The sequence below is a fragment of the Candidatus Pantoea deserta genome, assembly GCF_003813865.1.
Lineage (GTDB): Bacteria > Pseudomonadota > Gammaproteobacteria > Enterobacterales > Enterobacteriaceae > Pantoea > Pantoea deserta.
The window spans coordinates 447802-469817 of sequence record NZ_RMVG01000003.1; the positions used below are offsets into that span (position 1 = coordinate 447802).

A 22016-nucleotide genomic window follows, 5' to 3' on the forward strand; every position below is an offset into this window, starting at 1 on the left:
TCACCGTATGTTGCTGTCAGCGCCTTCGGGCATAACAACGCATCTCCCTCTGGACAGCAAAGGCGATTCCCTATGCATATCAAACGTGCTATCGACAAAATTCCCGGCGGTATGATGTTAATCCCGCTTTTTATCGGCGCGCTTTGTCATACGTTTTCTCCGGGCGCGGGTAAGTATCTCGGTTCATTTACCAATGGCCTGATGACCGGCACGGTGCCGATCCTGGCCGTCTGGTTCTTCTGTATGGGCGCGTCAATCAAACTCAGCGCCACCGGCACCGTGCTGCGCAAATCCGGTACGCTGGTCCTTACCAAAATCGCCGTGGCCTGGGTGGTAGCCGCCATTGCGTCGCGCGTGGTGCCGGAAAACGGGGTGGAAGTCGGGATGTTCGCCGGGTTATCGACGCTGGCGCTGGTTGCCGCGATGGACATGACCAATGGCGGCCTCTACGCCTCGATCATGCAGCAGTACGGCAGCAAAGAGGAGGCGGGGGCCTTTGTGCTGATGTCGCTGGAGTCCGGGCCGTTAATGACCATGGTGATCCTTGGCACGGCGGGCATCGCCTCGTTTGAACCGCATGTATTTGTCGGCGCCGTGCTGCCATTCCTGGTCGGCTTTGTGCTCGGCAATCTGGATGCGGAGCTGCGGGAATTTTTTGGCAAGGCCGTGCATACCCTGATCCCTTTCTTCGCCTTTGCGTTAGGCAACACCATCGACCTGACGGTGATTGCGCAGACCGGCTTACTGGGCATTATGCTGGGCGTCTCGGTGATTATCGTGACCGGCATTCCGTTGATTCTTGCCGATCGCCTGATTGGCGGCGGGGATGGCACCGCCGGTATCGCCGCATCCAGTACCGCAGGGGCAGCGGTAGCCACGCCGGTGCTGATCGCCGAAATGCTGCCGCAGTTTAAACCGGTCGCGCCAGCCGCCACCGCGCTGGTCGCCACCTCGGTTATCGTCACGTCAGTATTGGTGCCAGTCATTACTGCCATTTATTCAAAACGCGTTAAGCGTTCCCGCGCTGCGGTTGGGCAACGTGCGGCAATCAAGTAACCCCGCTTAAGCTTCCCCGACGCCCGTGTCGGGGATCTCTCTGGATTTTACTTTATAAATCAATCTCTCATTTGGTCTGGCCTCTGTCTGCATTACGCTGATATGGCGTTTAACGCATCAAATAAACAGAGGATGAGACAATGACAGTAATTAACCAACCAACCTGCCGACTGTTTACCGAAGTGGGCCAGACAACTCAGCTTGCGGCCTACTACGAGGAAGGGCGGCGTACCATGTGGATGATGCTGCGCGCGCAGCCGCGTCCCAGTTTCAACCACGAGTTAATTGAGGAGATCATGAACCTGAGCTATGCGGCGCAGCGTTCCGGTCTGCCGATTGACTTCTGGGTAACCGGCTCGCTGGTGCCGCAGATGTTCAACGCAGGCGGCGATCTACGCTTCTTTGTGGAATGTATCCGCAACAATCGCCGCGAGGCGCTGCGCGCCTATGCGCGCGCCTGTGTTGACTGCATCCACTCGGCCGCACGCGGTTTCGATACGGGCGCGGTCACCATAGCGATGATTGAGGGCAGCGCGCTGGGCGGCGGTTTTGAAGCGGCGCTGGCGCACCACTTCATCCTTGCGCAGAACAACGCGCGGCTCGGCTTTCCGGAAATCGCCTTTAACCTGTTCCCCGGCATGGGCGGCTACTCGCTGGTGGCGCGTCGCGCAGGGATGAAACTGGCGGAAGAGCTGATTTGTGAAGGAGAGTCGCACAGCGCCGAGTGGTATGAGACGCGCGGTCTGGTGGACAAAGTCTTCCAGCCGGGGGAGAGCTATCGCTGCACGCGCACCTTTATCGATACGCTGCGGCCGAAGCTGAACGGCGTGCGCGCCATGCTGAAAGCACGCCAGCGCGTGCTTCAGCTGTCGCGCGCCGAGCTGATGGATATCACTGAGGACTGGGTTGATTTCGCCTTTACGCTGGAACCGAAAGACATCGCCTATATGGAGCGTCTGGTGCAACTACAGAACCGACACAGCGCATCACTGCGTAAAGCCGGATAGTAAACCAGAACGCTAAACGCGGGCAGGATGCTTAGCCAGCCAATGCCCGAACTGTTCTGCGGGCATTGGTTTTGCATAAAAATAACCCTGACGCCCATCCACGCCGTTCTGGAGGACAAATTCTTCTTCGGCTTTGGTCTCGATGCCTTCGGCGATCACCTGCAACGCCAGCGCTTTAGCGACGGCGACGATGGCTCTGACCAGCGACTGCGAAACCGGTTGCTCGTTGATATTGCGAATAAAACTTTGATCAAGCTTGATGGCGTTAATGGGAACGCGCGCCAGCTGAGACAAAGAGGAGTATCCTGTGCCGAAATCGTCAAGATGCACCTGGGCGCCCAGCTCCTGAAACTGCTTCATCAGGGTCAGCGCCTGCGCTTCGTTTTCAATCAGACAGCTTTCGGTCAGCTCAATATCGACAGGGCACTCCGTCAGCCCGCTGTCCATCAGCGCCAGCTTGAGATCGCTGTAAATACTCTGGTCAATCAGCTGCCGCGCCGAAACGTTGACCGCCACGCGCAGGTTGATACCCTGTTCGCGCCAGACCAGAATCTGACGCAGTACCGTCAGCATTACCCAGCGTCCGAGCGGTACAATCAGGCCGGACTCTTCGGCATAGGGGATAAAATCGGCGGGCGACACCATGCCACGCTCCGGCGAGTTCCAGCGCACCAGCGCTTCCGCGCTGCGCACGCTGCCGTCGCTGTCTATTTTCGGCTGGTAGAACACCGTCAGGTGATCCTGCTCCAGCGCCTTGCGCAGGTTGGTGTCGAGCCAGAGATATTCAAACACGCGCTGATTCATTTCGGCGGCGAAGACGCAAAACTTACCGCGTCCGTTTTCTTTCGCGTGGTACATCGCCGTATCGGCGTTGCGTATCAGGCTTTCGCGGTCGTCGCCGTGCAGCGGGGCCAGCGCGATACCCACGGAACAGCCGCTGTAAACCTCAATCAGCCCAATGCGGAAGGGCTGGCGCAGGCGCTCCAGAATGCGCGACGCCATCGCCTCCAGCTCCGCCTGGCTGGTATGCTCCGCCAGCACGACAAACTCATCGCCGCCGAGGCGCGCCAGCGTCTGGTCTTTACCCAGGCAGCTCAGGATAGCCAGCGACACCGCCTGCAACAGCTGATCGCCGAACATATGGCCATAGGCGTCGTTAACTTTCTTGAAATTATCCAGATCGAGATAGACCACGCCAGTCTCATCGCCTTTCGCCAGCTCCAGCGCCAGGCTGATCTGCTGATGAATTGCGTTACGATTAGGCAAACCGGTGACGGTATCGGTATTAGCCATCACGCGCAGACGCTCCTGAGCGCGTCGCTCCTCGGTTATGTCCGTTCCTGAACAGATGAGGAAAATTTCATTTTTCCCGCTGCCGCTGTGCACGAACTTATTACGAAACAGAAAGAGTCGCTGGCCCTTACGCGTCTTGACCCAGCGTTCCACCTCATAGGAGTTGCCGTCACGGAAGAAACCGGCAATGTTGCGACGCGAGGCGGCCGCCTCCTGTTTGGTCATAAACAGCTGAAAAACGTTACGACCAATCACTTCATGCTCATTCAGGCCGGTGTACTCTTCGCTGAGACGGTTGAATCGCTGAATATTGCCGCGCTGGTCAAGGATGACGATAACGGAGTTGGCTTCAGACACGACCTGCTCGGCAAAAGAGAGACCCTGCGTCAGGTCGCGCGCCACGGCGGAGGTGTCGCCCCATGCCGATGCCGTGCCCGCCCAGCTCTGCTGATTGACTTTACGTCCGACAAAGTGCATCGGGACCGGCGTGCCGTGCAGCGACAGCGTCAGGTTGACGCTGGAAGTGATGACGGGCATCGCGCGTAGCAGACTGGCCTGCGCAGGCGTCAGCGCCACGGCGATATTCGTATGCGCATTCTCGTCTTCGGCAAAATGCAAAGCATCGCTGTCGGTAGTCAGCCGCCAGTGAGGGCTGGTAGTGCCAAACAAGGTATACAGCAACGTTTGCCCTTGCTCATCGGTCATTAAAGGTCCTCCGGGGGAGTGCTCTGCAAGAGTTATCTCATTATTTTATCAACAGTATTCGGCATCTCCCCTTAGCACAAGATGCCAGCCGAATATATTTTACAGTCTGAGAAAGAATGGCACAAAAAGGCCCCGCGTCGCGGGGCCGATTTTGTTGCTTAACAAGGACATTTCCCCAGCTTGCCTGCCTGACTGGGGAACCGCGCATCAAGGCAGTAACGGTGAAATTCCCGCTCGCTCATCGGCGTAACCGCCGGGTGGTGAAGCCGCATATGCTGAAGATAATTTTGATAATCCTGAACCCCGACCATCAGACGGAAGCTCTGCTTAAGGCCACGCCACAGCTGCCGCCAGTTAAATCCAGGCACGGGCGCGGCCAGCGGCTGGCAGCGGATAATCTGGCCCAGCAGCGCCGGGCGGGCGGAACGGCGAATAGCATCAGACACGATGAACCCCCTTACGCAGCGATACCTCAGCTTCACGGGTGGTCGGCTCGTTGCTTTGCAGCGCGCGGCGAATAACAAAGAACGCGGCCACCAGCATGGTGACAGCCACCAGCATAAAGAAACCACAGAGCACGGCATTGATTTGATTACTGAACACAATGGTCTGCATATCCGCCACGCTTTTCGCCGGCGCGATAATCACGCCTTCGTCAATGCCTTTGCGGAAGCGGTTGGCCTGCGCCAGGAAGCCAATGGCGGGTTTTTCATGGAAAATCTTCTGCCAGCCCGCCGTCATGGAGGTGATAAACAGCCAGATCGTCGGCAGAATGGTCACCCAGGCATAGCGCTGCTTTTTCATTTTGAACAGCACCACGGTGCCCAGGATCAGCGCCATAGAGGCAAGCATCTGGTTGCCGATGCCGAACAGCGGCCACAGGGTATTAATCCCGCCCAGCGGATCGACCACCCCCTGATATACAAAAAAGCCCCAGCCGGCGACCGCAACCGCAGTGCCCGCCATATTGCCCACCCAGGAGCGGTTATTCGCCAGCGAAGGAACCACGGTACCAACCAGGTCCTGCACCATGAAACGACAGGCGCGCGTGCCGGCGTCTACGGCGGTAAGAATAAACAGCGCTTCGAACAGAATGGCGAAGTGATACCAGAACGCCATCATCGCGCGGCTGTTAAACACGTCAGTGATAATATGCGCCATCCCCACGGCAAAGGTCGGCGCACCGCCGGCGCGCGACAGCACCGAAGCTTCGCCGACGTCACGCGCGATGCCACTCAGCATTTCGGGCGTGACCACAAAGCCCCAGCCGTTAATCACCTGCGAGGCGTTTTCCACCGTGGTGCCAATCAGCGCCGCAGGGGCGTTCATGGCGAAGTAAACGCCGGGCTCGATCACGGATGCGCAAATAAGCGCCATAATAGCGACGAAAGACTCCATCAGCATCGCGCCATAGCCGATAAAGCGAATATGGCTTTCGCGCTCGACCAGCTTCGGCGTGGTGCCGCTGGAGACCAGCGCGTGAAAGCCGGAGATCGCGCCGCAGGCGATAGTGATAAACAGGAACGGGAACAGCTGGCCGGAGAACACCGGGCCGCTGCCGTCGATAAAGCGCGTCACGGCGGGCATCTTCATCTCCGGCATGGCAAACACAATGCCGATCGCCAGACCGACGATGACGCCGATTTTTAAAAAGGTCGAGAGATAGTCGCGCGGCGCCAGCAGCAGCCAGACAGGCAGCACAGAGGCGACAAAGCCGTAAATCACCAGCACCCAGGTGAGCGAGGTGCCTTTGAGGGTAAAGAAGGGACCCCAAAACGGATCCTGCGCCACGTTGCCGCCGTAGATAATCGCCGCCATCATCAGCACAAAGCCAATCAGCGACACCTCCGCGATTTTACCCGGACGGATAAAGCGCATATAGACGCCCATCAGCAGCGCAATCGGAATGGTCGCGGCGATGGTAAACAGACCCCAGGGCGAATTTGCCAGCGCCTTCACCACCACCAGCGCCAGCGCGGAGAGAATAATGATCATCACGCCGAGGGCGCCAAGCATGGTGATTACCCCGGCAAACGCGCCCAGCTCCTGACGCGCCATTTCGCCCAGCGAGCGGCCGTCGCGTCGGGTCGAGATAAACAGCACCAGAAAGTCCTGCACCGCGCCCGCCAGCATTACCCCTACCAGAATCCAGATAGTGCCGGGCAGAAAACCCATCTGCGCTGCCAGAATTGGTCCTACCAGCGGTCCTGCGCCGGCGATGGCGGCAAAATGGTGGCCAAACAGCACCCACTTATTGGTCGGGACATAATCCAGGCCATCGTTATAGCGTTCGGCTGGCGTGCGTCGACGATCGTCAAGCTCGAAGATATTGCGGGCAATAAACAGGCTGTAAAAACGGTAGGCGATGCTATAGCAGGCGACAGCGGCCACCACCAGCCAGACCGCGTTAACGTGCTCGCCGCGATTTAATGCCAGCATGGCGAATGCGCCCGCGCCAACCAACGCCACGGCTAACCAGATAAGGCTGGTTTTGACGTTTTTCATGACCTTACTCCTTGATATGAACCGAAAGGGACGTTCAAAGACAACGAGTTAAAGGTAATGTAATGGAATGTAAGTGAAAGTTAATCAGTCAAGAAGTGTGAAGCGGGGAACAAATTTAACATTTGTCTAAAGGCAGGGAAAAAAGTGCGGGATAACAGAGGTTATCCCGCGGCTTTTCATGCTCAGGCCGCCGGGCGAGCCACGACGCTGCGCGTTTCCATGCGGACTTCGGCAATGGTCACGTCAATAACGTCGGTCACGCGCCAGACAATCTCGCCTTTGATCTGCACGGTGCCGTTCTCCTGGCTGCACACCAGTTCGTCACGCACAGCGTGGATAAAGGGCGCGGGAATAAAGGCCACCGCGCCGTTCTCCAGCAGACGCACGCGCATACCGCCGCGTGAGACGTCGATAATCTCGGCGCTGAACTTACGATCGGTTCCGGCGTGCGGAGCCAGCCAGCGGGCATAGAGCCAGTCGCCGACATCGCGCTCCGCCATACGGTTAAGGCGACGACGCTCGCTCATAATAGTGGTCAGCGCGTCATCCGGGCGAGCGGCCTGTTCGCCACGAATAATGGCTTTCAGCAGGCGATGGTTAATCATATCGCCCGATTTACGAATCGGCGACGTCCAGGTGGCGTAGGCTTCCAGACCCAGGCCGAAGTGCGGACCCGGCTCGGTGCTGATTTCCGCGAAGGACTGAAAACGACGAATGCGGCTGTCGAGGAACTGCGTCGGCTGGGCGTCCAGCTCGCGGCGCAGCTGGCGGAAGCCTTCCAGCGTGGTGATGGCATTCGCGTCGACGGCGACGCCGTGGTTCGCCAGCACCGCCGCAGCCTGTTCGGCATTGGTGGCGTCGAAGCCGGTATGCACGTTGTACACGCCAAAGCCCAGCTTTTCGCGCAGCACCTTACCGGCGCAGATGTTGGCGAGGATCATCGCCTCTTCGACCATGCGGTTAGCGATACGGCGCGGCTCGGCGATAATATCCAGCACTTCGCCTTTTTCGCCGAGAACAAAGCGGTAGTCCGGACGATCTTTAAACACCAGCGCATGCTGCTGACGCCATTCGCTGCGCGCCAGACAGATACGGTGCAGCAAGCGGATTTGCTGCGCAATGGCGTCGCTCTGCGGCTGCCATTCGCCAGTGTTTTCCAGCCAGTCAGAGACCTCATCGTAAACCAGTTTGGCTTTCGATTCGATCCAGGCGGCGGCGAAGTGGACGTCGTTGCTGAGCGAGCCGTCCTGCGCAACGTCGACGCGGCAGATCAGCGCGGGGCGACGCACGTTGGGGCGCAGCGAACAGACGTCGTCTGACAGCTCGCGCGGCAGCATCGGGATATTAAAGCCCGGCAGATAGTTGGTGAAGGCGCGCTGCGCGGCCAGCTTGTCCAGCTCGCTGCCTTCAGGAACATAAGCGGTAGGATCGGCGATAGCAATCGTCAGGCGAAGCGTGCCGTCGGCGTTCTCTTCGACAAAGAGCGCATCGTCCATATCTTCGGTGCTGGCGCTGTCGATGGTGACGAAGTCGAGCGCGGTAAGGTCTTCACGCGTCAGCTGTTCGTCCTGCATCTCGCCAAAGCTTACCTGTGGCGCTTCGCGCTCCAGGTTATGGCGCGACAGCGTGACCCACCACGGGGCCAGATGGTCGTCGGCCTTAACGATAAATTCAGTCAGTTCGGCATAGAAACCGCGATCGCCTTTCAGCGGATGGCGACGCATTTCCGCCACGGCCCAGTCGCCTGCCTGAAAATCATGGCTCAGACCACGTACCGGACGGCAGGGGATGGCGTCTTTTAACAGCGGATGGTCCGGGACAATAGAGAGACGATCGTCTTTCTTCTGCACGCGGCCGACAAAACGGCTGAGAAAAGGCTCGATCAGCGTTTCAGGTTCGGCGCTTTCACGATCTTTATCGCTGTGGATAATGGCGGAGATGCGATCGCCATGCATCACTTTCTTCATCTGCGGCGGCGGAATGAAATAGCTTTTCTGCGCATCGACTTCAAGAAAGCCGAAACCTTTTTCGGTGCCTTTGACAACACCTTCAGCGCGAGGAGTCTGCGCGTGAAGCTTTTCTTTAAGCTGCGCGAGCAGCGGATTATCCTGGAACATAATTTGTATAGTTTCGTGGCCTAAGAGCGGCTGCTAGTTTTACGCGAATCAGGGGCGCGCGGCAAGGCTAAAAGGGGGAAAAAAGCCGGATTAACCGGCTTTTAGCAGTAGAAGGTTTGACCTTATGCGATACGCTGCGTAGGCAGAGAAACCGACAGCTCCAGCTTAACCGGAACGGATTTCGAGGTCGGCGTGCCGCTGCCGTCGCCGAAGCTGTTGAGCGGAACCAGCGGGTTGGTTTCCGGATAATAGGCCGCGAGGTTGCCGCGCGGAATATTATAGGGCACCAGCTTGAACCCGCTGACGCGACGCGAAATGCCGTCGTTCCACAGGGTCTCAATGTCTACCTGCTGACCTTCGGTAAAGCCGAGCGCCTGCATGTCTTCCGGGTTGATAAACACCACTTCGCGCTGACCGTAAACGCCGCGATAGCGGTCATCAAGGCCGTAAATCGTGGTGTTGTACTGGTCGTGCGAACGCAGGGTTTGCAGCGTGAACGGCACCTCCGCCACGTCCTGCGGGAACAGGGAAACCGGCAGCGCCGCGCTGCTGAACTCCGCTTTCTGCGACGGGGTATTGAAGCGCAGCTCTGCTGCGGCATTACCGAGGTAGAATCCGCCCGGTTCGTCGCACTTGCGGTTGAAATCCGCAAAGCCTGGAATAGTTGCGGCGATATGGTTGCGGATCAGATTATAGTCGGCAGCCAGATCCAGCCACTGCACCTTCTTATCGCCCAGCACGGCATGCGCGATACCGGCCACGATGGCGGTTTCAGAGCGCTGGGTATCCGCCAGCGGGATGCCGATGCCTTCTGAGGCATGCACCATGCTGAAGGAGTCTTCCACAGTGATGAACTGGTTGCCGCTTGCCTGGAGGTCGCGCTCGGTACGACCCAGGGTCGGCAGGATCAGGCTTTCCGCGCCCGGCACCAGATGGCTGCGGTTCAGTTTGGTGCTGATATGCACGGTCAGACCGCAGCGCTGCAATGCCTCTTCGGTGCGCGGTGAGTCCGGCGCCGCGGCGGCCAGGTTGCCGCCCAGCGCGATCAGCACTTTGATTTCGTCGCGCAGCATGGCGTTCAGGGCTTCAACGGTGTTATGGCCGTGCTCGCGCGGCGGCTCGAAGCCGAAGTGGCTGCCCAGCGCGTCAAGAAACGCCTTGCTGGGTTTCTCGTCGATACCCATGGTGCGGTTGCCCTGCACGTTACTGTGGCCGCGCACCGGACAGAGACCCGCGCCTTTTTTGCCCAGCTGACCAAACAGCAGTTGCAGGTTAACAATCTCACGAACCGTATCCACCGAGTGCTTATGCTGCGTAATGCCCATCGCCCAGGTGATAATCACGCGGTCGGCGCTCTGATAGATCGCCGCCGCTTCGCGGATTTGCGCTTCGCTCAGACCAGACTGCTGCACAATCTGCATCCAGTCGGTGCTGTCTACCGCATCCAGGTAGGCTTCGATGCCATGCGTGGTCGCGTTGATAAAGGCTTCGTCAAAAAGACCTTTCTCACCAGCGGCAAGGCGCGCGCGGTGGGTTTCCAGCAGCGCTTTCACCATGCCGCGCACCGCCGCCATATCGCCGCCGAGATTCGGCTGGTAATAGGCGGAGCTGATGGTGCCTGCCATCGAGGTAACGACTTCCAGCGGCTTCTGCGGGTCGGCAAAGCGTTCAAGCCCGCGCTCGCGCAGGGTATTAAAGGAGACGATTTTCGCGCCGTGGTCGGCAGCGTGGCGCAGGCTGTGCAGCATACGCGGATGGTTGGTGCCGGGGTTCTGACCGAAAACAAAAATGGCGTCGGCATGGTCGAAGTCGTCGAGGCGAATGGTGCCTTTGCCGACGCCGATGCTGCGCTTCAGGCCGGTGCCGCTCGCTTCATGACACATATTCGAGCAGTCAGGGAAGTTATTGGTGCCCACCAGGCGTCCGAACAGCTGATAAAGCCATGAGGCTTCGTTGCTGGCGCGGCCGGAGGTGTAAAGCTCCATCTGATTCGGGTTATCCATCGCCTTAATATGCTGAGCGATCAGGGCAAAGGCGTCGTCCCAGCTCACCGGCTCATAGTGATCGGTTTCGGCGTTATAGCGCAGCGGATGGGTAAGGCGGCCCTGGTATTCGAGGAAATAGTCGCTCTGGGCGTACAGCTTAGTGACGCTGTGCTGGGCGAAGAAGTCAGTATCCACTACGCGGCGGGTGGCTTCCCAGGTAACCGCTTTAGCGCCGTTTTCACAGAAACTAAAAGTACTTTTGTTATCGTCGCCCCAGGCGCAGCCGGGACAGTCGAAGCCGCGAGCTTTGTTCATGCGCATCAGATTGCGCATATTTTTTAGCGCGGCTTTGCTGTCGAAGACGAAACGGGTTGTGGCTTCCAGCGAACCCCAGCCGCCCGCAGCAGCGCGGTAAGGCTTAATTTTACGTTTGAATTTCATGGTGAGTGCAGGCTTATGTTTTTGTAGGAAGTTTGTTATCAGGATATATCCTGACGGTGAGAGAAGTGTGCGACTGCAATCATAAGTTGTCTAATTGATTGACTTAATGGTGCGATAGCTGGCGTTTATCGCGCTGATGGCAAAATTGTGATGCTGTTCAAAATTTACTCGTTATTAACCTGGCGATAACGGGAGTTACGGGCGCAACGGGTCAATACTTGCTCATTCTTCACTGAAAGGGCGCACACCATGAAACAGCTCACCAGCCAGATCCATGCGTTTGGTAAAGCCTTAATGATGCCGATCTCGGTTATTGCGGCGGCAGGGATTTTTCTCGGACTGGCTGCCGCCATGCAGAACCCGGCGATTACCGGCGAGGCGTTCGCCCAGATGCAGGTGCCGCAGCTGATTATCGGTTTCATTCGTAAAGTGGCTGGCGCGCTGTTCGCCAATCTGCCGGTGTTTTTCGCTGTCGCCAGCGCGATTGGTCTGGCTAAGGCGGAAAAGCCCACTGCAGCCTTTGCCGCCGTGATCGGCTATATCGGCATGAATGTCGGCATCAGCGCCACGCTGGCGGCAAAAGGTCTGACGGCAGCGACCACAACGCCGGAGGCATTGCAGCAGGCGGGTCTGGATCAGACAGCCGCCATGATGACGTCAGCGGAATACATCGAGATGCTGGGCATCTTTACCTACAATATGAGCGTGCTGGGCGGGGTGATCGCCGGGCTGCTGACGGTAGTATTGCACAATCGCTTCTATACCCAACAGCTGCCGACCGCCATCAGCTTCTTTGGCGGACGTCGCTTTGTGCCCATCGTCACCATTATCTTTTTGCCGCTGGTGGGCGTGCTGCTGGCGCTGATCTGGCCGACGCTAGGAGAGGGCATCGCCTGGGTAGGGCAGATGATTGGTAAAAGCGGGCAGTACGGCGCTTTTCTGCTCGGCACTGCGGAACGCATCCTGATCCCCACAGGGCTGCATCATATCCTTAATGAAACGGTGCGCTTTACGCCCATTGGCGGCATTGCCACCGTGGACGGACAGACGCTGGTGGGCGCGCTCAATATCTTCAACGCCTCGCTGACGCACCCCGGCTCGGTGCCGGACGAGGTGCTGCGCAACGCCACCCAGTTCCTGGCGCAGGGTAAAATCCCGGTGATGATGTTTGGCCTGCCCGCCGCCGCGCTGGCGATCTACCATACTGCGCGGCCTGAGCATAAACAGCGCGTGAAGGCGCTGATGATGGCGGGCGCGCTCACGTCCTTTACTACCGGCATTACCGAACCGCTGGAGTTCTGCTTTATCTTTGTTTCCCCGGTGCTCTATCTGCTGCACGCGCTGCTTACCGGTCTCTCTTTTATGCTGATGTCGATGCTGCACCTGATGATTGGCAACGTGCAGGGCGGCATTATCGATCTGGTGGTGTTCGGCGTTCTGGGCGGCAGCAAAACGCACTGGTGGTGGACGCTGGCGCTGGGCGCTATCTACGCGCCGCTCTACTACTATGCGTTTCGCTTCATCATCACCCGCATGGGCGTCGAGACGCCGGGGCGCGAATCGGAAGAGGAGAAGCCGCAGCAGGTGGCCGCCAGCGAGCGCACCAGCGTCATCATCAGCGGTCTCGGCGGACAGTCCAATATTGAAGATGTGGACTGCTGCTTTACCCGCCTGCGCGTGCGGGTAAAAGATATGAAGGAAGTAGTGGACCAGACGCTGCTCACCACTGGCGCGAACGGTGTAAATCGCGTCAGCGAACATGATATTCAGGTGATTTACGGGCCGCAGGTCGAAAAAATAGCCAGTGAGGTGAAAACCGCGCTCGGCGTAGCCTGAACAGTTTACGTCTACACTTACTACAACTGGAAGCGAACAAGGAGACGGAAATGTTTAAACATAAAACCAATGAAGAACGTAAACAGGAAGGGGACGTGAGCAAGAGCGCCCCAGAGAGCACGCCACACGTCCATAATGCCTATGAGGAGGACGATCATCCGGCGACCGACGCACCCGCTGAGCATGGCGAGATTCCGCGTACCCGCGACGATCATAATGACGACAAAAAGGATCCCTACGAAGATCGGGAAAAGAAATAGCAGAACGGCGCGTTCCCGCCTTACGCATCCGGTAAGGTGGGAATCAGGCAGTTATCCCTGAAGGGAGAATTGCCAGGAACCCATTGCTTTACGTTCCAGCACCATAATCTTTTCTTTGCCGTCAATCACCACGAAATATTGTTCCCTGACCTTCAGACGCTTAGGAAAGTTTTCATTGCCCTGATAGCGAACCGTGATTTTATTTCCAGACATCTCTACGTCTGCGCTGACATCGAACTGCGGAAGATAAATTTTGTTTTTCACTTGCTTTTTCCTCTTACAATCAGTCTCATACTCTTAGCCTGGTTCAAAACGTCGTAAAGAGTGTAACAGCAAACCTGAACAGAGGCTGCGGCAAAACTTTTTGCGCTCCGTTTACTTCTTTGCTTTCTTATTCAGTAACCTGAAAAAGTTATAACAATATTCTCTTTTACTCTCTTGCAATTGCGGCTCATGCATGCGTTAATGAATTCCCGGTCTGATAAGCAGACAACCTCATCTTTCGTTCCTGTTGTATCTCTCATTTACGTAAGTGCCGCTCTTAAGCCTTCCTCTTTGAGTTTTATCTTAATTGTACTGATGTGTCTCTCCATTCAGCTACTATTGTTAACAGGCTTAAAGCAAAGGGAACCTATGCCTAATAAAATATTCGGCATGGTTAAAGGGGTTAACGCCTAAAGAGGCTTCGGCTTTATTTCTCCCGAAGATGGCAGTAAAGATGTGTTTGTGCACTTCTCTGCGATTAAGGGCAACGATTTCTGCTCTCTCGATGAGGGGCAGAAAGTAGAATTTACTGCGCAGGGTGAGCCAAAAGGCCGTTCAGCTGCAAACGTCACAGGACGCTAAAAATTATCTCAGTCATTATGTTTCTCCGCTGCCCGCACTGTCAGGGCTCGCAATATCGCCGCTCTGTTTTTGACGTTAATGTCAAAAACCCGCTTGGCGCAAAATGTATTTTTTGTAAATCGGCTATGATTCAAATAAATCCACAATCTATCGCTGCCTGATTTTATTTTTTCATCCGGTTACTACTCTTATTCAAGGCCACCTTTGGGTGGCCTTTTCGCCTTTTAACCGGGTAACCTGCCTGCCGCTCTAAAAGCGGGAGGGCGGGCGAAGGGTATAAACAACCTCTGCCCGCAACGTTGCAAAGTGGACGTGATCTGCCTGGCAAAGTAGAAGGCAAGGGGACAGACGTTGCAGGTACATGGTTAATGGGGTCTGGTAAAGATTTGGGAGTGCCAGTACCCACCCGAATCGCTGAAAAATTGGTTGGAAGAGAGTTTCGAAACTATAAAGCGTTCCGAAATGCTTTCTGGAAAGAAGTCGTGGCCGATCCAGAACTGGCAAACCAGTTCAAAAAAAGGAATAAGACGCGAATGAAGCAAGGCTTGTCACCAGCAGTGCCAAAAGACGAAGAAGTTGGTGAACGTATTTCTTTTGAAATTCATCATATTGAACTTATCTCTGAGGGCGGCGAGGTATACGATATTGATAATCTTCGTATCGTGACACCAAAGCGCCATATCGAAATTCATTCAAAAAAATAGGATAAGAGTATGGAAGTTAAACAGAAGTTTGAAGATTATACGGAAGCCGAGTTTATCCAGCTTGTAAGTGAAATCTGTAGCGCTGAGGGAGGCGAAGCTTATCAGGATAAACTGGTGGCTAATTTCAATTTAGTAAGTGAGCATCCAAAAGGCTCAGACCTAATCTTTTACGACGACGACGAGGACGCAACTCCCGAGGAGATTGTCGCCACTGTTAAAGCATGGCGCGAAGCTAACGGTAAAAGTGGCTTTAAGTCATAAATGAAAAGCCTCCTTAGGGAGGCTTTTTAATGGAGTGGATATGCCAGACACCTACCGCATCACAGTAACAACAAAATCAGGTGAAACGCATGTAGGCCTGATGAACCGGTCACAGCCTGAGATTGTAAATGACTTCATCGGAGTGGCGAAAGAAGACGGCGCCTGGATATACCTTGCGCCGGATGACGTGCTGAAGATGGAATATGTGCCTGAACCCGACGTAGAAAAGCAAACGAGCAAAGAAAAAGCAGAGTATGGAAAAAATATGACGATATAAGATTGGTAGGCCCTCGAATCGGCCTACCAGGCTGGATTGCTTTGTCTCATTAGGCTATTCGATTTCCTGTCGTTGCTGGTAATGGAATAATCGCCTCCCGGAACGTTTTTTCCCGGGCAAACCCTGCCACTAGAGGTGGCATTTGTTGAGGTATTCATGAGCGGGGCAGGCAATATTTAGTAAGTGCATATCTGCAACGTGAGTTGTTGTTGCGTTGGAGATATTTCGAAAACAGGCGCGCTGGCAAACCTTTGATCCAGCTTTCTGAATGAATCAGCATCTGGTAAAGACAAGCATCCAAAGGCAGACTTCAATCTTGAAGGTTTCGTTGGGTAATCTCTCTGTCTAATCAACTCAAGTATTAGCTCCATTGGGTGTCCAGCATGGCTGGTCATGGGCAAGGCATCAATCAAATACTGCTTACCATGCCGAAAATAATCACCTGTAAGTAACGCTGACAGATTGGCAGCAAGGGTTTGTTATCGTCGACCGCAACGCCAGGATGAAGCCAGGCGACGAAGTTGCGTTTTAATACGATGGCTATCCAATGGTGGGTAAGCTGTTTGCTTCCGGCCTGATAACCCAGGATGGCGAAACAATCGACGGAGAAAGCCTGTAGGGCATTATCGTGCTGGGTAAAGTTACTGCCATCATTGTCGATGATAATGATGAGTCCAGACCGACAATCTGAGTGGAATGGCTTCCATTCTCATTTCAGGCTTCACGTTGACAAGCCGGCAGTGCTATCTGAAGATTCATAGCGAGTCAGAAGGGCATTTTTTTATTATGTACATCAATTAGTCCATAATTTTTAGAAGTGAATATAATCTCGGATTAAGTTATTGACAGGTAAAGAAAATAGACATTAAACAACTCATCTACCTTTGCAATCTCGAACGCGAGCGCCACTTTGGCCGCGCGGCGGAAGCCAGCTTTGTCAGCCAGCCGACGCTGTCGATGCGCCTGAAAAACCTTGAGCGCGAACTGGGCCTGTCACTGATCAACCGCAGCAACAACTTTGCTGGCTTTACCCCCGAAGGCGAACGCGTGCTGGCGTGGGCGCGCGAGATCGTCTCGGTTTATCAGGGGCTAAAGCTGGAGGTTGAGTCGCTGAAACACGGCGTTAACGGCACGCTGCGCATCGGCGTCATGCCGCAGTGCAGCGTCGCGCTGCCGCAGCTGTTGAAAAAGGTACAGCATCGCTATCCGCAGCTAAATTATCGCATCGCCGCCCTCAGCGCCGATCAGCTGCTGGAGGCGCTTAACAGCCATACCGTAGACGTCGGAATCGGCTTTTTTGAACTGGCGACGCTGCGCGAGCTGCATTTTCAGACGGCCTTTCTGCCTGAACGCGGCGTAGAGGCCATCTTTGATCCGCACCAGTTTCCTGAGCTGGTCAGCGATGAACCCTTTACGTTAAAAGAACTTGCCGCGCTGCCGCTCTGCCTTTCGGAGCCGACGCGCTATTTTCGCCGCTATCTGGATATGGCCTTTCGCGAGGCGTCGCTGACGCCGCAGGTGATGGTGGAGAGCGCCTCGATCCTCGAACTGGTGCAAAGCGCTCAGGTTGGGCTGGGGGTGCTGGTCTCGCCTGTTGGTCATCTGCTGCCGTCAATGCTGCACGGGATGGCGCAGCGGCCGATCGCCATCACCCATATGGCGCGCCAGGCGGCGCTGGTGATTGCCGAGCCGGGCCGCGCCACGCCGCTGTCTCAGCACTTCTTTGACGAGGCGCGCAGCCATCTTGAAAGCTACGGCGCTTCGCCCAGGGCGTAAAACAGTCGGCTGTTCCAGTTAGCGATGGCGACGGCCTGTATCAGGGCAAACAGGGTCTCTTGCTGCCAGCCTTCGGTTACCAGCGGCTGCAAATGCGCGGCGCTGAAGCGCTCCGGCGAACGGGTCAGCTGCGCCGCCAGCGCCACGATGCGTCCCTGAGTGGTCGCGCGATCGGCCACGTCATCGACCGACTCCCGCAGCGCATCCTGTACCTCAACCGGGAAGAACTGAAAGGCCCAGCGGCTGCCCAGCACGCGCGCGCAGGTCGCTTCGGCCAGCGGCATAAAGTCGGCAGGCGCGATGCGCTGCCGCAGGGTTTGCCAGCCGTAAAGCGCGGCGGCATCGTGCGCCAGCAGCCATACCGCATCAGTCAGCTCCGGCCGCGGCTGGCAGAAGGTTACGGCGGCAAGCTGATCGGCGCTGGCGTAGCGTAGCTCCAGCGGCCGGATACCCGGCGTCCACGCTCGCTTATCGCCAAAGCCGTCGCGGCTGGCGTCTGGCGGGGGCGTCACGCCGGGCAGCCAGCGTACCGGCAGCGCCATCAGCGCCTGCAAACCGGCCACGATGCGCGCCTGGTAGCTGACGAAGCCGACGATTTGATTCAGCGTGACGATGTCCGGCTCGGTCAGGCCTACCGCATCCAGCGCCCGAAGCGCCGCCGCGCTGATCAGCTCCGGCTGCATCGCCAGCTGGCGCGCATACTGGGTCAGCTGCGTCAGGCGGTTGTTGCTCTCGCGCGATGAGTCGGGGCCGGGCAGGGGATTGAGGCGCGCCGAGTAGTGGTTGCATAGCCGCTGCACGCCTGCCACCTGCGCCACGGTCAGCGCGGTGCTGAGGCGGTCGTAAAGCGTCAGGGTATGCGTCAGGGTCGCCGTGACGCGGTCGGGAAACAGCAGCTGGCTCAGATCTCTGGATGCCAGCAGCATAGGCTGGCTGGCCTGAAGCAGGGGCTGAAGCGCGCTGGCCTCCTGCTGTAAGCCAAGCAGAAAGCGATCGGGGATAAGGGCTGCTTCGGGAACCAGCGGCTCAGCCTGAACGGCATGCGGGCTGGTCTGGCTTTCGTAAAACCAGTGGTTATGGCCGGGATAGCGGCGTTGTTCCATGGTTATTCCTTTTGCAAATAACTGGCACGTCGCACAGGGCGTGAATCCGAAACCAGGACGTGCGCCTGGGGGCTAACGTATCGTCGCCTGCCTGCCGTGAAGAGCAAAAGATTGATCGGTGATAATTAATAGCGCGAAGCTATAAGGCGGGGAAAGTGAGCAAAAAAAAAGGGCGAGCCAGGCTCGCCCTTAACGCTTATTTCAGTTCAAGTTCGTTCATTGCGGCGATGCTGAAGCCGCCGTCAACGTGAACCACCTCGCCGGTGATGCCGCCGGCCAGGTCAGAACAGAGGAACGCCGCTGAGTTGCCGACGTCTTCGATGGTAACGGTACGGCGAATCGGGGTAACCGCTTCGCAGTGCGCCAGCATCTTACGGAAATCTTTGATGCCTGAAGCCGCCAGAGTACGGATAGGACCGGCAGAAACGGCGTTAACGCGCACGCCTTCCGGACCCATTGCGTTCGCCATATAGCGCACGTTCGCTTCCAGCGACGCTTTAGCCAGACCCATCACGTTGTAGTTCGGGATGGCGCGCTCTGCGCCCAGGTAGGAGAGCGTCAGCAGGGCAGAGCCTGGGTTCAGCATCTCACGGCACTCTTTCGCCATTGCCACAAAGCTATAGGCGCTGATGTCGTGAGCGATTTTAAAGCCTTCGCGGGTAACGGCATTCACATAGTCGCCATCCAGCTGGTCGCCAGGGGCGAAGCCGATGGAGTGAACGAAACCGTCAAATTTTGGCCAGGTTTTTGCCAGCTCAGTAAACAGCGATTTGATGCTCTCGTCTTCGGCCACATCGCACGGCAGAACAATGTCTGAACCCAGTTCTTTAGCAAACTCTTCCACACGACCTTTCAGTTTGTCGTTCTGGTAGGTGAAAGCCAGTTCTGCGCCCTGCTTGTGCATCGCCTGCGCAATTCCGTAGGCAATAGAGAGTTTACTGGCAACGCCAGTAATCAGAATGCGCTTACCGGAAAGAAAACCCATAGCTGTAATCCTTATGGTCATTGTTGTTGGCGGTCGCATTGGTTAAAAAACAGGCGACCGACGTTAATCGACGTGCGGATTCTAGCACGTCTCAGGCAAATGGGGTAAACCAACCTGAATTAGCGTTCGCGCCGCCAGGCTTCCGCCGTCAGCGCTTCGCCAAAGTGGCTGGAAATCAGGCGCTTAGTCAGCTCATGCAGCGGTGAGGCCAGCACATCGGCGGTGCCGCCGCGCTCCACCACTTCCCCCTGGTGCATCACCAGCACCTGATCGCTGATGTGCTTCATCATGCCGAGATGCTGCGTCACATAAATATAGGTGATGCCGTGCTTCTCTTGCAGTTCCAGCAGCAGATTCACCAGCTGCGATCGCATCGTCATATCAAGCGAGGCGAGGGCTTCGTCGGCGACAATGACTTTCGGTTGCAGGATAAGGGCGCGCGCCAGGCCAAGACGCTGCTTCTGTCCCGGCGCCAGCATATGCGGATAGTAACCGGCGTGATCGCGCAGCAGTCCTACCTGACGCAACGTGGCGATAATACGCTTTTCGCGCGCCTCGGCGTCCAGGTCGCTGTTCAGCCGCAGCGGCAGGTCGAGAATTTGACTGACGCGCTGACGCGGATTAAGCGACGTCGACGGGTCCTGAAAGATCATGCGGATACGCTGGCTGCGATAGCCGTAATCGCCGAACTCCAGCGGATGGTCGTTGATCAGGATTTCGCCTTCGCTGGGCGCGACCATGCCGCTCAGCATTTTCGCCAGCGTCGATTTGCCGGAGCCGTTTTCGCCAATAATCGCCAGCGTTTGCTTTTCACGCAGGGTAAAGCTCACGGACTTTACCGCCTCGACGTGCTGACGACGAAACAGCCCGGTGCGATAGCGAAAGGTCTTGCTCAGATTGCGCACTTCCAGCAGCGTTTCCATTTACTGCTCCTTCATATTCAGGGGAAAGTGGCAGGCGAACTGGTGCGTTTTACTGCCGGTCAGGCGCGGCGTTTCCACACATTTGCGCTGAGCATAGGGGCAGCGCGGGCCAAGCCGACAGCCGATTGGCAGACTCTCCAGCGACGGAATGGCGCCGGACAGAGTATTAAGACGGCTTTTATGCGGCAGCGAACGGCCAAAGTCCGGCATCGCGCGGATTAGCGCCTGCGTATAGGGATGATGCGGCGTGGTCATCAGGTCGTCGCTGCTGGCCGTCTCCACCGTCTGACCGCAGTACATGACATTAATACGGTTCGCCCACTGGCTCATGGTGCGCAGATCGTGGCTGATCAGCAGGATGGTCGTATTGTTGTTCTGGTTGAGGCGGCTCAGCAGACGGAAAATTTGCGCCTGGGTGGTCGGCTCCATCGCGTTGGTGGGTTCATCCGCGATCAGCAGGCGCGGCTGGTTAGCCAGCGCGATCGCGATCATCACTTTCTGGCATTCGCCTTCGGTCAGCTCATAGGGGAAGCTGCGCATAATATCTTTGTGATCTTTAATCCCCACGCGGTGCAGCAGCTCAATGGCGCGCGTTTTCCGCCAGAACCAGAAGCGGCCCAGCCAGGGGCCTTTATAGGTCCAGCGCGGGATGGCCTGCATAAGCTGACGCCCGATGCGCTCCGAAGGATCGAGGCAGGACTGCGGCTCCTGAAAGATCATCGAAACATTGCGGCCGACAATGCGGCGACGCTCGCGCGGCGACAGGCGCAGCAGATCGACATCGTCGAACACCATGCGATCGGCGGTGACGCGCCAGTTATCTTTGGTTACGCCGCAGATGGCTTTCGCGACCAGGCTTTTGCCGGAGCCGGACTCGCCGACCAGTCCGCGTACTTCGCCTTCCATCAGCGTCAGGCTGACGCGATCGACGGCTTTCACCGGACCATCGGCGGTCATAAATTCAATGGTCAGATTACGAATATCAAGTAATGGCATTATTCTACTCCCGCCTCGACGGCGCGTCGGATGCCGTCGCCCAGCAGGTTGACAATCAGTACGCTGATCATTAGCGCAACCCCTGGTAGCATCACGGTCCAGGGCGCGACGTAGACCAGTTCCAGCGAATCACCCAGCATCGCGCCCCATTCCGGCGAGGGCAGCTGCGCGCCCAGATCGAGAAAGCCGAGCGCGGCAATATCCAGGATCGCCATCGACAGGGATCGCGTGATCTCGCTGATCAGCATCGGCAACACGTTCGGTAAAATCGCATGCCGTAAAATATCAATATTGCTCGCGCCGTCGAGGCGGGCGGCAATCACATACTCTTTTTCCAGCTCATCGTGCACCGCGCTGTAAATCGCGCGCACCAGCCGCGGCAACAGCGCCAGCCACACGGCCAGCAGGGCGTGCTCCAGACGCGGGCCGAGAAAAGCCACCACGATAATCGCCAGCAGCAGCGAGGGGATGGACAACAGCGTATCCAGCACGTGATTCATCACCGCCGAGCGCAGACCGTGCGTAATGCCCGCCAGCACGCCGAGAACCAGTCCGCACAGCGTAGCGAACAGCGTCACCAGAATGGCGGAGCCGACGGTCGGCGCTACGCCGCTCAGCAGACGGCTCAGCAGGTCGCGGCCCAAATCATCGGTGCCCAGAAAAAAGGAGACGTCGCCATAGCGCGACCACGACGGCGGCAGCAGCTGATAGCCGAGAAACTGTTGATCGATGCCGTAGGGGGCCAGCAACCCGCCAAACAGACAGAGGCACAGCAGCGCGGCGAAACCATATAGCCCGATCATGGCGGTGGTATTGCGATAGAAATGGTGCCAGCTGCGGCGAAATGCGCCAGGCAGGCGTTTCTCGGCGTAGACGTTATCGTAGGGCATAGGTAGTCGCTTGAGAGAGGGTTAAGATGGTTTGCCGTACCTTAAATTTT

At 56.9% G+C, this 22016-nt stretch carries 20 protein-coding genes and 1 pseudogene; 10 read left to right on the plus strand and 11 right to left on the minus strand.

The window, feature by feature from the left end; translation table 11 throughout:
- Nucleotides 1–72: 72 nt before the first annotated feature.
- Together kdgT and BBB56_RS07410 are read left to right on the plus strand one after the other, a co-directional pair.
- Nucleotides 73–1056, plus strand: a complete 984-nt coding sequence (kdgT, locus tag BBB56_RS07405) for a 2-keto-3-deoxygluconate transporter (protein WP_123800276.1) — start codon at nt 73–75, stop codon at nt 1054–1056.
- A 140-nt stretch (nt 1057–1196) separates the two neighbouring features.
- Nucleotides 1197–2063, plus strand: coding sequence for a crotonase/enoyl-CoA hydratase family protein (locus BBB56_RS07410; protein WP_123800278.1), 867 nt, complete (start codon nt 1197–1199; stop codon nt 2061–2063).
- Between the two features lie 12 nt (nt 2064–2075).
- On the opposite strand, the gene pdeR is transcribed toward BBB56_RS07410, so the two are convergent.
- The 5 genes from pdeR to BBB56_RS07435 form a co-directional block, all read right to left on the minus strand.
- Nucleotides 2076–4061, minus strand: a complete 1986-nt coding sequence (pdeR, locus tag BBB56_RS07415) for a cyclic di-GMP phosphodiesterase (RefSeq protein ID WP_123800280.1) — start codon at nt 4059–4061, stop codon at nt 2076–2078.
- 158 nt (nt 4062–4219) lie between these two features.
- A complete protein-coding gene (locus BBB56_RS07420; RefSeq protein WP_123800282.1) occupies nt 4220–4507 on the minus strand; it encodes a YbdD/YjiX family protein in 288 nt (95 codons plus the stop codon).
- A complete protein-coding gene (locus BBB56_RS07425) occupies nt 4500–6566 on the minus strand; it encodes a carbon starvation CstA family protein (protein ID WP_123800284.1) in 2067 nt (688 codons plus the stop codon). Before BBB56_RS07425 ends, BBB56_RS07420 begins: the two co-directional genes overlap by 8 nt.
- Before the next feature lie 182 nt (nt 6567–6748).
- Complete coding sequence (locus BBB56_RS07430; RefSeq protein ID WP_123800286.1) at nt 6749–8683, minus strand: exoribonuclease II; 1935 nt, start codon at nt 8681–8683, stop codon at nt 6749–6751.
- A 122-nt stretch (nt 8684–8805) separates the two neighbouring features.
- Nucleotides 8806–11109: an FdhF/YdeP family oxidoreductase gene (locus tag BBB56_RS07435; RefSeq protein ID WP_123800288.1), complete on the minus strand. Its 2304-nt coding sequence runs from the start codon at nt 11107–11109 to the stop codon at nt 8806–8808.
- 249 nt (nt 11110–11358) lie between these two features.
- Between BBB56_RS07435 and BBB56_RS07440 the strand changes: the two genes are divergently transcribed.
- Nucleotides 11359–12945, plus strand: a complete 1587-nt coding sequence (locus BBB56_RS07440; RefSeq protein ID WP_123800290.1) for a PTS transporter subunit EIIC — start codon at nt 11359–11361, stop codon at nt 12943–12945.
- A gap of 50 nt (nt 12946–12995) precedes the next feature.
- The gene (locus BBB56_RS07445; protein ID WP_123800292.1) at nt 12996–13205 is read left to right on the plus strand and encodes a hypothetical protein; all 210 of its coding nucleotides are present in this window, start codon (nt 12996–12998) and stop codon (nt 13203–13205) included.
- Between the two features lie 51 nt (nt 13206–13256).
- Here the strand turns inward: BBB56_RS07445 and BBB56_RS07450 are convergent, their stop codons facing one another.
- A complete protein-coding gene (locus BBB56_RS07450; protein ID WP_123800294.1) occupies nt 13257–13469 on the minus strand; it encodes a hypothetical protein in 213 nt (70 codons plus the stop codon).
- A gap of 369 nt (nt 13470–13838) precedes the next feature.
- Between BBB56_RS07450 and BBB56_RS07455 the strand changes: the two are divergent.
- From BBB56_RS07455 to BBB56_RS07475, 6 genes and pseudogenes are all read left to right on the plus strand, one after another.
- Nucleotides 13839–14051, plus strand: a pseudogene (locus BBB56_RS07455) (cold shock domain-containing protein).
- Nucleotides 14052–14053: 2 nt separating this feature from the next.
- Nucleotides 14054–14212 carry a cold shock small protein YmcF gene (ymcF, locus tag BBB56_RS23725; RefSeq protein ID WP_370661854.1) on the plus strand — a complete coding sequence of 53 codons (159 nt, stop codon included), beginning with the start codon at nt 14054–14056 and terminating at the stop codon, nt 14210–14212.
- 138 nt (nt 14213–14350) lie between these two features.
- A complete protein-coding gene (locus tag BBB56_RS07460; RefSeq protein WP_369409911.1) occupies nt 14351–14755 on the plus strand; it encodes an HNH endonuclease signature motif containing protein in 405 nt (134 codons plus the stop codon).
- Nucleotides 14756–14764: 9 nt separating this feature from the next.
- Nucleotides 14765–15016, plus strand: a complete 252-nt coding sequence (locus tag BBB56_RS07465) for a bacteriocin immunity protein (protein ID WP_123800298.1) — start codon at nt 14765–14767, stop codon at nt 15014–15016.
- Nucleotides 15017–15056: 40 nt separating this feature from the next.
- On the plus strand, nt 15057–15293 hold the full coding sequence (locus BBB56_RS07470) for a hypothetical protein (protein WP_123800300.1): 237 nt from the start codon (nt 15057–15059) through the stop codon (nt 15291–15293).
- 858 nt (nt 15294–16151) lie between these two features.
- Entirely contained in the window at nt 16152–17069 is a 918-nt protein-coding gene (locus tag BBB56_RS07475; protein WP_123800302.1) for a LysR family transcriptional regulator, read from the plus strand.
- Here the strand turns inward: BBB56_RS07475 and BBB56_RS07480 are convergent.
- The 5 genes from BBB56_RS07480 to sapC all read right to left on the minus strand — a co-directional run bounded on the left by BBB56_RS07480 (nt 17045) and on the right by sapC (nt 21966).
- Nucleotides 17045–18172 (minus strand): CMD domain-containing protein, encoded by a 1128-nt coding sequence (locus tag BBB56_RS07480; RefSeq protein ID WP_123800304.1) that lies wholly within the window; start codon nt 18170–18172, stop codon nt 17045–17047. The genes BBB56_RS07475 and BBB56_RS07480 overlap by 25 nt on opposite strands.
- 196 nt (nt 18173–18368) lie before the next feature.
- Entirely contained in the window at nt 18369–19157 is a 789-nt protein-coding gene (gene fabI / locus BBB56_RS07485) for an enoyl-ACP reductase FabI (RefSeq protein ID WP_123800306.1), read from the minus strand.
- A 119-nt stretch (nt 19158–19276) separates the two neighbouring features.
- Nucleotides 19277–20080, minus strand: coding sequence for a putrescine export ABC transporter ATP-binding protein SapF (sapF, locus tag BBB56_RS07490; protein WP_123800308.1), 804 nt, complete (start codon nt 20078–20080; stop codon nt 19277–19279).
- Complete coding sequence (gene sapD, locus BBB56_RS07495) at nt 20081–21076, minus strand: putrescine export ABC transporter ATP-binding protein SapD (protein WP_123800310.1); 996 nt, start codon at nt 21074–21076, stop codon at nt 20081–20083.
- The gene (gene sapC / locus BBB56_RS07500) at nt 21076–21966 is read right to left on the minus strand and encodes a putrescine export ABC transporter permease SapC (protein ID WP_123800312.1); all 891 of its coding nucleotides are present in this window, start codon (nt 21964–21966) and stop codon (nt 21076–21078) included. The genes sapD and sapC overlap by 1 nt, the downstream gene beginning before the upstream one ends.
- Between the last annotated feature and the right edge of the window lie 50 nt (nt 21967–22016).